Origin of the sequence: Pectobacterium sp. IFB5596 (genome assembly GCF_021432585.1) — a bacterium.
GTDB classification, from domain to species: Bacteria; Pseudomonadota; Gammaproteobacteria; order Enterobacterales; family Enterobacteriaceae; genus Pectobacterium; species Pectobacterium punjabense.
This window is the reverse complement of sequence record NZ_LXFY01000023.1, coordinates 22161-35433: the sequence shown is the minus strand read 5'-3', so window position 1 is coordinate 35433 and position 13273 is coordinate 22161. Positions and strand designations below refer to the sequence as shown.

Below are 13273 nucleotides of genomic sequence, written 5' to 3'. Positions count from 1 at the left end.
GTTTCCCGCTCCAATTTAAAGCATCGGCATTTGCGGATGTTGGTTACTAAGACCTGAATATTTTGGCGCGTTAACAAAGCGGTTATGTAGCGGATTGCAAATCCGTCTAGTCCGGTTCGACTCCGGAACGCGCCTCCAATATTTAAGCCCGGGTGGTGAAATCGGTAGACACAAGGGATTTAAAATCCCTCGGCGTTCGCGCTGTGCGGGTTCAAGTCCCGCCCCGGGCACCATTGATAAATCAATAGACGTCAACCGACGTCTATTTTTTTTCCTAAAACCCACGGTTTTACTGGCTTTCCCTTCATTCCATACTCTCCCAACGTCAACGCAATTCAACCTACATCAACTTGCTTGTGAGTATACATCTGAGTATATATGTTGGTTCTATCTTGCTCTGTATACTCACCGTAAGCACCAATGAGGATATTGATAATGGCTCTGACCGATATCAAAGTGCGTTCGGCAAAACCAGAAGAAAAAGAGTATTCACTGACTGACGGTGATGGGATGTTTCTGCTGGTTCATCCCAATGGTTCCAAATACTGGCGGCTGCGCTTTCGTTTTGGTGGCAAACAACATCTCATGGCATTAGGCGTTTATCCTGAAGTCTCTCTTTCTGAAGCGCGTCAGAAAAGAGATGAGGCCAGAAAACAGGTTGCTGCGGGCATTGATCCCCGCGAACATAAGAAAGCGGTAAAAGCCAAACAGGAAGAGGATGAAAAAACCTTCGAAGTTGTGGCTCGCGCCTGGCACGCCGACAACAAGAAATGGTCTGAATCCCATGGCGAACGTATCCTGAAAAGCCTGAGCGACAATATTTTCCCCGCTATTGGCAGCACACATATCGCAGATTTGAAAACACGCGACTTGCTGGCACCGATCAAAAGCGTTGAACGTTCAGGACGCTTGGAAGTTGCTAAGCGTTTAAAACAACGTGTGACTGCCATCATGACCTATGCCGTACAAAACGGCTTGATTGACTATAACCCGGCGCAGGATATGGCAGGGGCGATAATGCCTGGCAAAGTTGAACACCGCCCTGCATTAGCGCTTGAACGTTTGCCTGAACTTCTTGGCCGCATTGACGGTTACAAAGGCCGTGAATTTACCAAGTGGGTTATTAATCTCTCCCTACTGATTTTCATTCGTTCCAGCGAACTCCGTTTTGCCCGCTGGCCGGAAATCGACTTTGAACGAGCGTTGTGGACGATTCCCCCTGAACGTGAACCAATCCCCGGAGTGAAATTCTCTGAACGCGGTTCAAAAATGCACACACCACATCTTGTTCCGCTGAGCCGTCAGGCACTGGAGATCCTTAAAAAGATCAGAGAGGTGAGCGGGCATTGTGAACTGGTTTTCATTGGCGACCATTCGTCACGAAAACCCGTTAGCGAAGGTACGGTAAACAAAGCGCTGCAAACGATGGGCTACGACACCAAAACGGAAGTGTGTGGTCACGGCTTTCGTACCATGGCCTGTAGTTCACTGATTGAGTCGGGCTTGTGGTCTAGGGATGCGGTAGAGCGGCAGATGAGCCACCAGGAACGCAACGGCGTCAGGGCAGCGTATATCCATAAGGCTGAGCATCTGGATGAGCGTCGTTTAATGTTGCAGTGGTGGGCGGATTTTCTGGATGCTAATCGGGAGAGGGGAGTTAGTCCGTTTGATTTTGGGAAGATAAATAATCCATTACGTAAACATTAATTCTGCAGTAATAACATTCAGCCTTAATTAATCGCATGCATAAAACTGAAAAGTCTCTGCCCTTACAGGCAAAGACTTTTTGCTTTTTGAACAACCCAGAGGAAATAATTATGTAAAATTATTTACGTTTTCTGATGCACTACTCGACGGACATTTGTGATAGCCATATCGGTAAAAAAGGTGGTTGATTGCTGCTTCCATAACAAGTAAAAGATCTGATGGTGTAGTGTTTGAACACTATGAGTGCATTAGCATACAGCACAGCCGTCCATCTTCATCATCAAATAACCCCAAGCTTTGCATACAATTCTTTTTTCTCTTTCATGCTGTTATCCAATGGTGCTACTCGCAATGCCGCTTTCAAATAAGCTGCTGCACCAGAGTAATCACGCATTTGCTCGCAAACTAAAATGAGTTGGCTTAACACATGGAACTTCATTGGAGTTGTTTGGTTTACTTTCTCCAATAGTGCTCTCGCTTCAGTATATTTTGCTTCAAGGCCAAGGATAGATGATTCTAAATACATGGTAGTCGCATTTTCTGCTTCAACTTGCTTTCTTTGCAACAGCCAGAATTTTGCTTGACTTATATTGCGCAACAGTAGGTTTGTCTTAACTATCAGCTCGAACAAAGCCGCAGGTTGAGTCAATTTACCCTCGAGCAAGATCGCTTTATTATCTTCTACAACTTTTTCAAAGTCGAATAAGCGATTGGCGCGGTACAAGGCAATAAGTTGCTGATGTAAAGCTTGTAGATCTTTACTGCGGCCATACTCCTGCGACGCTAACTGAGCAGCCTTTTGGTAAGATTGATTGGACATTGCTTCAAGTACCGCACTTGACCAGTCCTGATGAGGTTTAGTCTGAAAAACGGGAGCAATAGCACCAACTTTTAATTGCTTAGTGGTAGCAGAATCAAATGCATGAATTAAGTCGGAAATAGTTGAAAAGCGATCCTCCGCTCGTTTTTGTAAGCATGTAAGAACCACTTGCTCCAGGTCCGTATGAATAGAGCTATTAATCTCTGTCGGAAGCTTGAAAGGTGCGTGACGCTGAACTTGTGCTGGCGTATCATGGGGCAGTTTCCCTGTCAGCAGCTGGTATAGCAAAACACCTAAGCTATAGATGTCGCCCAACAGCAACTCTTTTAGACTACCCCTACGGCTATCGACGTTGGAGAACTCTGGGGCCGAATACAACACAGTCCCGCCATTTTCTCGGGTACGAACGTAAATTTCTTCTGGTAAAGCTGAGCTGCCAAAGTCCGTCAACTTCACCAGGTCCCGTTCGCCAACCAAAATGTTATGTGGCTTAATATCTCCATGGGATATTGGCACTGGTAGTTCGGACAAATAATGCACAGCACAGAGCACTTGACGATATATTCTGAACAACCGTTCATAGGTCTGGCCAAAATTACGCTGCCTGTCATCGAGCTTTTGCGCCAGGGTTTGGCTTGGGAAATATTCCATTTCAATATAGAACCATTCATTATCTATACGGCCCATATCAAAAATTTGCACAATATTTTCGTGCGGCTCGACGTCTAAAAGCTCTTTACCTTCGGCAAGCTGGCGGTCTTCCCGAGTAATATCCTTAGGGATTTTTACTGCGACAATTTTTCCATCTTGCAGGCGCTCCGCCCGCCATACCCAACCATGGCTGCCATCACCAAGGCATTCAAGTAACAGGTATTTGTCACCAAGGCGTTTATTCGTCCCTGGCAAAAAATGTGCTGATTTTATATTCACATCAACACCTCATAGTGAATTCTGTCCAAAACAATCATGCTCAGATTTTTGATAAATAAAAAGCGACTAAACACCACCTCAACATCAGGAGCGGCGCTTACTTGGGTACCAGTGAACGAAGTGAAACCCATGCGGCAAATGTCTTTCAGTTTTCGGGTATCAGGTGCACCTACTAAGCCTTGGCTCCAGGCACTGAGGACCAGAGTTTTGGGGCAATGATTCCAGCGCTGCGCTGCTTCCAGTAAGTTTTTTAATTTTTCTTCTAGCTTTTGCTGCCCCTTCGCTGAACCATCAAAGCGTTCAAATTCGATTAAACACATAGGCGATGCAGATGATTTATGAAACCAGCCCGAGTCTGAGCGAATATCAGCACCAAATGTACCTGGAGCCGGACATTCCACTATCGCCATAAATGACTGTTCATGCCCGAATGTATTCCAAACGCTACAGCCCAAGCTGTGGACCAATACATCCTGGTCCAATAGATTACCGCTTGCTAAAAGTGGAAACGTCTCATTTACCCAAGCTACTTCAGGCATAGGCACCTTAGCCATTGAAAGAGCCCCAAACACGCAATACCTCCGGTGATTCACCACCGTGAATTAATGCCTTACTACCAACTTTAACAAGCAGTGGTGCAGGGATTGAACGACCACACACCAGAGCTTCACCGGTTGATAAACTCGGAAGTTCCTCCAGGTCAGCTTTGCTCACCATATCTGATGCTTTAGCTATAAATCGTTGATCGTCTGGGTTCTTTAAGCGCATCGTAATTAGCGTATTGCACTGAGAGGTCACATCTGAATCTAATTTCGATGGACGCTGGCTCACAATGCCAAATCCAACACCAAATTTACGACCTTCACCGGCGATCTTTTTAATGATGCGGTGACTGACTGCATTGCCACCGGCCGGAGCAAAATTATGGCCTTCTTCGTAAATGATAAAGCATGGGCGCAGCGGGTCCGTTTTGCTCGAGGCCGCCTTTAATATTTCACTAGATAACAGTGCACAAATGACTTGCTTAGCGGTATCACTCAAACCTTGTAAGTCAACAACGACTAAACGCCCTTGTTGATTGCTCGGGCGTCCCACCATTTTGTAAATATCAGTTGGCTCAGCCATCGTTGCACTGTAAAAACTTTTGGCTTCATTAAGCACGCGTGAAAGCTTCATCGAGGCGACGGCGGCACTACGGCCTGATAACGCCTTCGCCTCAGCTTCAGAAAGGTCGTCCCACTCTTTTAACTCTTCAATGCCATCACCTAATAAGAAGCGTAGGCGGTTAATATCTCGTGGCTCGGTCTTATCTGCAGAGCGCCAATAACGAATTGCAACATCGAGTACCCGTTGTTGCGGTTCCGTTAAACCAGGTAATATTTCAGCAATATCGTCCATTTCAAAATGGTCAAACTGAAGCGCTAATGGGGTATTCTTACTAGCGTATTTATGTTTAAAAGATTCGTGCTGCGGCGAGTAAACCTGAATACCTGCACCGGCGGCTTGCAGCTTTTCAAAGGTCTGTTTTATCAGTGGTAGTGCTTCTTGATCACGCTTATCGTCAGTGGCTTCTAAGAAGCTTGAGAATTGCAGATTACCGCCAGCGAGGGCTTTACCATATTCACCATGTGGATCAAATACTACTACAGTACCGTTATTAACCGCGACTAAACGCTCAATAATGCGGCCAACAGTATAAGACTTACCTGACCCCGTCATTGCCAGAACTGCCAGATGCTCAGTGACCAACTTGTTCACGTCAATAAAAACAGGAACTGTATTCTCGCCTTTGTCGTAGCCTACCAGGTTGCCCAAGTGCAAACTGGAGTGTTCATTAAATTCGTAAAAATCACTTAAAAACTGGAAATCGACGGTTTCAACAGCGGTACCAGGGTTAAGTGGGCGACGTGGAATTTTGATTTGACGAGTAACAGGATCGCGGTAACCTACCAGCTCGACCTGAGCAAACATATTCTCACCAGTTACATTCGCGCCGGGCAAAAGCTCAAGCTCAGTCACACCATCGCCAAAGCCGGCGTTGTAGAGCATATTGGTGCGACTGATCTTGGTCACTCGCCCCAATACGGCGACTTGCCCCTCATCTTTGCGTTCCTGGTGCATAATGCGTACAAACTCACCACGGCGTACTGAAAACGAGTCTTGCACAACCATGGTTAACTGGCTGGCATCACCAGTGTTACCGACTAATTTACCTAAAACTTTATAAGCCATTATTCAATCCCTCATCGAGGCCTGCCAACCACCCTGCCTCAATATCATTATTCTTTAGAGCCTGGTGTAAACCCTGGCGATAAAACGTAGCAAATTTAGGTAAAATGCCAAGCTGTTGATAGCCAAGTAATTGTGGCAACGGCATTGCATTACCTTTGTTTTGCATATCCAGCACTATCAGGCGAGAGGCAACTAAATCGAGATCAGCACTTTTCCATTCTGGTTCGTCACCCGCTAATTGCACCATTTTTATCTGTCCACCTCGGGCACTACGGAAGTGAAAACCAATTAACCCTTGCTTAGCTTCAATGTTGGGTTCAATGCGGTTTTCTTGCTCAGACAAACGAAATGCGATGGTGCGCGAATAGTTGCCTAAAATGCCATTGATAAATCGCAAATCCCCCACGCCCACCAAACTTTCATCCAGCCCTGCCAGATTTTGCATCAACTCTTTAGAAAACCCATCAGATGCTAAAATTTGTTTGCGGCCTTGTTCGGTACGTAAATCTTGTTTGGCGATACTTACAATTGCACTAAAGCGCTCAGCCAAAATGCTCGCAAGCACTACACCATTTTGGTTCCAGGGAAAAATTTTAGAGCGATGGTTTTGCCAAAAAATTTCTATCACTTGCCTGGTTTTTTCGTACTCTTGTTTATGACGGACATTGCGCTCCAGCGGAGCCATATCCCGTGCTAAAAACAACGGCGTATCCAGCAAAATTAAATCACCCGGCTCATAACTTAAAAGTTTTTTCTCAACTAACTGATAAGAGTGACGAATTTCAATTAAATCAAGTCGTTTACGCTGTGCTTCAAAATCAATATCATCCAGTTCTGATACCGAGTCGCTACCCGCCGTGCTGACTTTATTGTCATCTATTAGCAAATCTGTGCGCACTGCCGCACTGGCATAAATAAAACCACCCAATACCTTGTCTAAGCACGATTTAGTCGCAATACCAGCTACGCGTAAATTAACGATTGTGGGCTTCGGGACCGCCTTCACTAAGCCAGCATCACGGAACAGCGGCGCCACTTGCTCAATATCACGGACCTGTTTAAGCAAGCGTCCTGCGCTTCCCGGTAAGCGAAGCTGACTATCGATGGCGAGAGATTGCGCTAAATTCATCGTTTTGTTCTCATTCATGCTTATAGCGCTCCTGTGTGTAGCTGCTCGTTAAGTAATGGGGCATAAGCCCAATATTGCGAGGCTTGTAGGCATGTTTTACCGGTGGCTGTTATGCCCGCTTCGTCGATAAAATCGTGCTGCCGCAACATCTCCCCCCGCTTGACAATATCAAGGCTGTTAACATCAAACATCAGCTTAACCGCGTTATGCTCAGACAACGCTTGTAAGCTCATGCCACTTCCAGCGTAGAGTAGTAGCAATACAACCAGATCGTGCTTATCTGGTGTGTAGTCGGTTGATGGCGCGTTAGGTTCGATGATTCGTTCAGCAATGCCTGCGTGGTCCACAAACCAATTCAACCATCTCACCAAGATCTCACTATGATCGAGTAAAGTCAGTGACCACAAAGGTAACGTGGTAAAGGCTAATAGCCCACTGTTGCTGTGTTTTCGTATGTAGCGGGTATGCACCACATCGCCGGCCTGGTGTTGGTGGCGATCTGCACTGCCAGTAAAGCCAGCAATAGCCTGGTCTGTTTCACTGGCTAGCAAAGCGGTTAGCCCTGGCTCTTGCACCCTCAAGACCGCTGGTACTAACTGCCAATCTAGTGGGGAGGACAAGTGCGTTAATAAGGTAAATTGTTCAGCTTTCAGGTTTATCACCAAAGCGGCACAACCTGCCTGCATAGCCCAGTGATACAGGCGTTGCATAGTATTAGCGTCAGTCAACTCTTCTGCTTGTACTAACAACAAACCGCTGGCTGGCGGCGAGCTAATCCAATCCTTCGTTAAGGGGGTTGCCCCCGCAACAGTTTGCAAAAACCGACCTTTACGATTACTGGCCAGTGCCGCAGATAAGTAAAGACTCATCGCGTCACCTCTATAAACCAGTGGCAAAGGTTAGGCGCATTTTTACAATACCTTTGTCTACAAGTCCTTTCTGTTGCTCAGGTGTTAACGCGGGTTCTTGGTTTTGGCTCAAAGCCTGATAAATCGGTTGCCAATCCGCCAGTGTTAAGCCTGTATCTTTTAATATTTGCTTACCCTGGCTCTGCCATTTGGCTTGGGTGCTTTCACACACCAGTTGAAGTTCACTGACACCCAAATTGCTCACATCCCCCAGAGTCAACGCTGCTGGTTCCGCTTGCTTTTGAGAAGCCAATAGCGGTTTTAATAACGGCAGCCAGCTGTTTACCTGCTCGATGGAGCTGCGTCTGAATTGGTTAAGACGCTCTTCAATTTTAAGTAGCTGGCCTTGAATCGGTGTAAGTTGACCGCGTGCCGGTTTTAAAAGCTCTTCTGGTAAATCCCGTAACGATGAAAACTGCCCATTGCGCAAACTGTTTTGCATACTTTGACGCTTGCTCTCGGCATCGTTGGGGAGATCGGCAATAGCGTCTTTAATGAGCTGTAATTTCATTACCAGTTTTGGTAGCTCTGCAATGTCATCAGCGTACTCATACTCAGCCGTGGCGCTACTAAGCCATTGTTGCAACTGTTGGGCGCGTTGGTTTTGCTCTGCGAGGTTATTTACCAGCTTCCCAAATCGTTCTTTGCAGTTGCGGTAGCTAGACAAAATATGTCCCTGGATCTCTACTATCGGCAGCTGTTGATCACTGTGCAGGTTTAAACCTACTTCTTGCGCTAAGGCTGAAAGCTTGTCATGTGCTTTACCTAAATCGAGTTTACGCAGGTAATGCAGTAAGGTATCGCTGTCTGCTTGCTGCTCTTTTTGGCCAGTGGCACTGCTGGTATCGTCTTTTAACGCGCCGTCTAAAATATGACCTATGGTGCGCAGCGTGTTGGTGTACAGACGTTTCGGGAAATTCGTCAGTGGGGCACACTCTGTTTCAACATCTATGATTAAATCAGCGAGTCGGTTGTTGATACGCTCAGCGCTGCGCTCAACAAATTCGGCAAATAAACAGGCCTGTTCAATGCGTTGATAAAGCGAGGTCGTTTTGTCTTCTAAGCTAAGAATATGGGCATCTTTTAGCATGGGCCTGGAACTATTAAGCGGTTTAACCTTTGCTACTAACTCCAGCACTTCAGCACGCTTGTGAATAAGCCCTGCCAGTACTTGCGTGTCGTTGGCCTCGACAATATCAGTCAGTTGTTCTTCTTGGTGTTTGAGCACGTTAAATAGTGATTGTGCTTTTTCCAGCTGCTCTTTAGCTTCCACGGTGACAAAACCCAGCTTATTTGTACCCAGTGGCGCGAACATTTCATTAATGCGTGCATAACCATACACGCGGCTCATGACTTCCACATTGGCTGCGTAGCTGCCCATATCGTTACCGCTGAACCAGTTTTGTGCTTCGCTAATGGCATTTTCTAAGCGGGAGCGCGGATAGTGCTCCCAAATTGCCTGTTTTTCTGTTGGATTGGTTAACGTGAGTAAGTTCAGCTCTCCACACCACCACATCCAGTCATTAAACATGCCTTTGGCGGTAATGCTCGTTTCAGCCACATAGGCGAAATAAAACTGCTGCTTAAAGCCTTCGAATTGCCACTTGTGCTTTTTATTAGGGTGAGCAATACGGGCTAAAAATAATGGGATCTGCACCTGGCTTCGCTGCACATTATTAAGTTCAGTAAATAGCCCGGCATGTTCATCGGCCGTGTAGCCTTTGGCAATATAGCTGCCCGGCACTTTAAGTTTATCCAACAAGCTGCTCAGCTCATTCACTGGCACACCGTGTTGCTGCTGTAAATCGAGAATGCCGTTTAACTCAGGGTGAGCAATGGCCAACTGATACCAGCCTTTAAACAACAGGTCGCGGTCATTCGGTGATAACTTACCATCCACCTTTAACGGCCAGGCAATTAAACCGCGCTTCTGCAAGCGCTGGCGCCACTTGTGAATGGCATCCGTGGCAAAGGTAGTCAGGGCATGCAGCTTGTTTTTGAATTTCGCGGTAAAGCTGTCGGCAGTTAAATTCACGCCGTGCAACTGGCATGCTGCCAGACTTAAGCCAATACGCTCTAACTGGTCTGCTTCGCTTGGGTTGACATAATGCAGCAGTATCGCATCACGTAACTCATTTCTTTCATCCTGTCGGCTGTATTGCTCCATGAGATGTGCAGATGCGGTTAAAGCTAATACTGGCGTGCGACCATTCTGGTGGCTGTGGTTTGCCGCAAAGGTGTGAAGATTGTTCAGCTCAATGAGGTTACTGACCCAGGCAAACAAGGCTTTACCTTCTGGATGAAGCTTAAATCCATCCAGGGTAAGTAAACCACCCTGGCGGCCACGGGGCTCGGTTAAAATGGCCAGAGGTGCATCGTCGCTGCCCGCTTTATTACTCAGTAAGCTTTCATCATAGGTCCAGTTGTTATCCAGTAATCTCATAAAGCCTGTTACACGGGCTAATGCCTTGATGAGCGGCTTCTGGCTACTTTGTTTGCTCAGTTCACTCATCGCCTGTTCATGGGCATCGCCCATGGCGGGATCTTTAAAAATCAATGAGTTTTGTTGGGCACTGCGATAGCGCAAATCCAGGCGCAGTAACATCGCCACGCTGGGGCCAATATGCGTTGCTTCGCTGGCGTCCAGTTCGGTAGTTTCACCCACTAACTTGTGCCATAAGGCATCTGCAGCAAATTCAATTGCTGGGTGGTCATACAGCAAACTGAGTAAGTATTTAAACTCACCTTTTGACAGAGGCAGCAATACTGCGCCTTTATCGCCGCTTGCGGCTTGTTCTTTAATTGAAAAAGTACGCAGGTTATCCAGCAAAGTATCTAAACTCAGCGCTTGATCTACTGCAGGGTAGTACCATTCATCTTTATCGCGGCGGAATTTGGCTTGCTCCATGGCTTGTCGGCACTGTAAGCGGTCAATGCTCAGTTTGCGGTAATGAGCGGCTATGGGTTCCAGATCTTCGTTTTTCAGCGCTAACAATTTAGTGGCATGGCTCATTTCAGTTAAGCGCACGGGTAATTGGCCGTAGAGCAAACTACGGCATTCGGTCAATAGTGCCTGGTCGCGGGTTTGAATGCCTTCTATCGCACCTTTATCCAGCACATGCCTGGCCACGCGGCCAGAACCTGCCAGCACAGCTTCAAATAAATCGCCCACATCCTTGATACTGTGGCCTGCTTGTTGGTATTGACTCAGCACCGCATCCACATTAGCCATGACCACGTTAAACCAACCGAAGTTGGCACCACTCATGGCGTAAGCGGCTTCCACTAAACCCGCAGGGTAATTAAAACCCAGCTTGCCGTCTTTTAAGAGGCTTGCCACATAGTCTGATACATCGGCAAAAGCATTATGCTCAAGTTCTACTAACTCAAAGCGGCGTGCGACCGATTGAATTTCGCGCAATTGCTGGCCAAGCAGTGGTGAGCACAGTGCAACATAGCGCAACCATGGAAGTTTACGGCGAGGGTCTTCCTCTTTAATTGCTTTACCAATCAGGCGTATGGCTTGGCCATCAAGGCGTTTATCTTGTTCATCTTCCAGGCCAAAAGTGGCGGCTTCTGCAACGGTTTCCAGTTCATCCAACACCACCAACATATACTGCACGCCAAAGCTCTTTAATACTTTATAGGCGGCTTGCACCAAACTGACTACCAGCGTTTGGTCAGTATAGAGGTCTTCTTCGCTGTGGTTGGCGTTCAGCTGTAAGGCATCTGCTAATAGTTCAGATTTAAAGCCAAATGGCATCAAGCGTTCATAAGCTTGTTTGGCAATTTCACTTTGAATCGATCCATCAAAGGTTTGGGTAGCCAGTGGTAATAGCGCCTGATATAAACCAAAAGCAAACCAGTTATCCGAGTTTTGATAATCTGATGCCACTTGCGAGTAGCGAATATAGAGCGCCAGGTATTTATCTTGCGTATCGCGATTAAACAGCTGCTTATTGTGTAGTTGGCCTTGTTCGTCGCGGACAAACCAGCCCCTGGAGCAGTCGTTAATTTGTGCGACCAATTCATGGCCTAAACGTGATTTACCCCGGCCCCATTCGGCTTCGACGGCAAACACATGGGCAAAGCGATCATCGTCGTGATCTACCGTATGCAAAAAGGTTTGAAAGCGTTTGAAAAATCGGCTCTGGCCCACTAACGGGTCGCGAGGTGGATAATCTGATACGCCCGTAGCCGCCCAGCGATGTTGTTTTGCAAGGCTATCAACCATCTGTTCGTTTAATTCAAAACTCATAACGACGATCCTTGAAGGTTTATTCTATTGGCGGCGCGTTTTTTATTGGCATAGCAGTTTTGCGCCAGTTGCTTAATGGCCCGCTGTAACGTTTGGCTTTTGTAGCCAAATAGCGGTGCTAACGGCAGGCTATAACAGGCATCGCTGAAGCTTGTGTGAATTCGATATTGGCCGGACTCGCCACGACCCGCCTCGGTAAATTGCCAGATTTTTTGTGCCAGCAATTCAGTGATGAATGAGCTTAGGGCGCGGTTTAGGCGGTTGATGCTTTCTGTGTTCGCATTGAGTGCCGGGTAGAGGGTGATATTGAGCTCACCGAGCAGAAGCACAAGAAACTCAGCCAAACTGCCCAGGATCACCTCATCACCTTCAATACCTTGTACCGCCACATTTATTTGACCGGGTGCAAAGGCATTTTGCCCGACAGGTAAAGTGAGCAACAAGTCGCCACGCTGCTCGGCAGCCCAGGCATCTTGCACAAAGATAATGAGACTGAGTAAAAATAACCAGGGGTGTTGGGCGAATAGCGCGGTAAGCGGTACGCTATCATGACCTGAGCGGGAGACCAATAACCAATCGGCATTGGGTTTAAGGTCATGTTCATCAAGCAAGGTATTAGGGAGTGCTAACAAACGCCCACTACACCAGTTATTTGTCAGTTGTTTTGCGGTGACATCCACTGCTTGTATAGGTGCCAGTGGTTCATTTTGTTCGCTCACGGTAAACAAGGTATGGCTGGTGCGCAAAATACGGCATAGAGCGGGAATGGCAGCGTTGTCGTTTAAGCTATGGCCGAGTAAATCGCGTTCGGTTTGCGCCAATGGGCCTGCAATGATTTGTGGCGAGGAGTTTGAGTTTTCCAACTGGGCTAAGACCCATTCACTGGCATTGCCCAGTTGCTGAATGAGTTTAACCAATACCATTGTGTCATTCATCGCGCCTGCTTCCTGGCAGCGAGCGGCGGCTAAATTTATCCAATGTTGGCGAACATCTGGGTTTAAGCCCAACAACGCTAATTGCCATTCACCTGACTGGCTTAAATCGTTAAAGGCATCAAGCAATGGTGCAGTGAGGCTATAGGCGCTAACGATATCACTTTCAGCGTCGTTCTTTTTCGTCTGTATTATTGGTTGTAGCAGTGACCTAAGGGCAGGCGCAGCCGCCAATAACAACGCTGCTTTACTGGCGATTAAACCGCCTTGCTGCCAAAGCTGCAGGCAGAGGTTAAGTGCCGCTTCGCTATTTAAGGTGTCGTTATTTTGCCTGGTTGTAATGCTGTCCATGCCCCT

Annotated in this window: 8 protein-coding genes and 2 tRNA genes; 3 read left to right on the top strand and 7 right to left on the bottom strand. The window is 47.1% G+C overall.

Going from position 1 to position 13273, the window contains the following annotated elements; all coding sequences use genetic code 11:
* The first annotated feature begins 64 nt into the window (after positions 1-64).
* From A6301_RS13875 to A6301_RS13865, 3 genes are all read left to right on the top strand, one after another.
* Positions 65-138: transfer RNA gene (locus tag A6301_RS13875), tRNA-Cys, on the top strand.
* An 8-nt stretch (positions 139-146) separates the two neighbouring features.
* A tRNA-Leu gene (locus tag A6301_RS13870) sits at positions 147-233 on the top strand.
* Between the two features lie 202 nt (positions 234-435).
* The gene (locus A6301_RS13865) at positions 436-1707 is read left to right on the top strand and encodes an integrase arm-type DNA-binding domain-containing protein (protein WP_234258027.1); all 1272 of its coding nucleotides are present in this window, start codon (positions 436-438) and stop codon (positions 1705-1707) included.
* A gap of 280 nt (positions 1708-1987) precedes the next feature.
* Here the strand turns inward: A6301_RS13865 and A6301_RS13860 are convergent, their stop codons facing one another.
* Genes A6301_RS13860 through A6301_RS13830 form a run of 7 tightly spaced genes read right to left on the bottom strand, consistent with a single transcriptional unit; the run spans position 1988 to position 13267 of the window.
* Positions 1988-3457: a serine/threonine-protein kinase gene (locus A6301_RS13860; protein ID WP_234258026.1), complete on the bottom strand. Its 1470-nt coding sequence runs from the start codon at positions 3455-3457 to the stop codon at positions 1988-1990.
* The gene (locus A6301_RS13855) at positions 3454-3996 is read right to left on the bottom strand and encodes a hypothetical protein (protein WP_234258025.1); all 543 of its coding nucleotides are present in this window, start codon (positions 3994-3996) and stop codon (positions 3454-3456) included. Before A6301_RS13855 ends, A6301_RS13860 begins: the two co-directional genes overlap by 4 nt.
* Before the next feature lie 7 nt (positions 3997-4003).
* Positions 4004-5689, bottom strand: coding sequence for an ATP-binding protein (locus A6301_RS13850; RefSeq protein WP_019106735.1), 1686 nt, complete (start codon positions 5687-5689; stop codon positions 4004-4006).
* Positions 5679-6836 carry a hypothetical protein gene (locus A6301_RS13845; protein WP_234258024.1) on the bottom strand — a complete coding sequence of 386 codons (1158 nt, stop codon included), beginning with the start codon at positions 6834-6836 and terminating at the stop codon, positions 5679-5681. The genes A6301_RS13850 and A6301_RS13845 overlap by 11 nt, the downstream gene beginning before the upstream one ends.
* A gap of 2 nt (positions 6837-6838) precedes the next feature.
* Positions 6839-7687: a hypothetical protein gene (locus tag A6301_RS13840; RefSeq protein WP_234258023.1), complete on the bottom strand. Its 849-nt coding sequence runs from the start codon at positions 7685-7687 to the stop codon at positions 6839-6841.
* Between the two features lie 10 nt (positions 7688-7697).
* Positions 7698-11984 carry a hypothetical protein gene (locus A6301_RS13835; RefSeq protein WP_234258022.1) on the bottom strand — a complete coding sequence of 1429 codons (4287 nt, stop codon included), beginning with the start codon at positions 11982-11984 and terminating at the stop codon, positions 7698-7700.
* Entirely contained in the window at positions 11981-13267 is a 1287-nt protein-coding gene (locus A6301_RS13830) for a hypothetical protein (RefSeq protein ID WP_234258021.1), read from the bottom strand. The genes A6301_RS13835 and A6301_RS13830 overlap by 4 nt, the downstream gene beginning before the upstream one ends.
* Positions 13268-13273: the final 6 nt, after the last annotated feature.

What these genes read in the sequence shown, in the direction of transcription:
- A6301_RS13865 (WP_234258027.1), top strand. Translation starts at nt 436, where the DNA reads ATGGCTCTGACCGATATCAAAGTGCGTTCGGCAAAACCAGAAGAAAAA.
- A6301_RS13855 (WP_234258025.1), bottom strand. Translation starts at nt 3,996, where the DNA reads ATGCCTGAAGTAGCTTGGGTAAATGAGACGTTTCCACTTTTAGCAAGC.
- A6301_RS13850 (WP_019106735.1), bottom strand. Translation starts at nt 5,689, where the DNA reads ATGGCTTATAAAGTTTTAGGTAAATTAGTCGGTAACACTGGTGATGCC.
- A6301_RS13845 (WP_234258024.1), bottom strand. Translation starts at nt 6,836, where the DNA reads ATGAATGAGAACAAAACGATGAATTTAGCGCAATCTCTCGCCATCGAT.
- A6301_RS13840 (WP_234258023.1), bottom strand. Translation starts at nt 7,687, where the DNA reads ATGAGTCTTTACTTATCTGCGGCACTGGCCAGTAATCGTAAAGGTCGG.
- A6301_RS13835 (WP_234258022.1), bottom strand. Translation starts at nt 11,984, where the DNA reads ATGAGTTTTGAATTAAACGAACAGATGGTTGATAGCCTTGCAAAACAA.
- A6301_RS13830 (WP_234258021.1), bottom strand. Translation starts at nt 13,267, where the DNA reads ATGGACAGCATTACAACCAGGCAAAATAACGACACCTTAAATAGCGAA.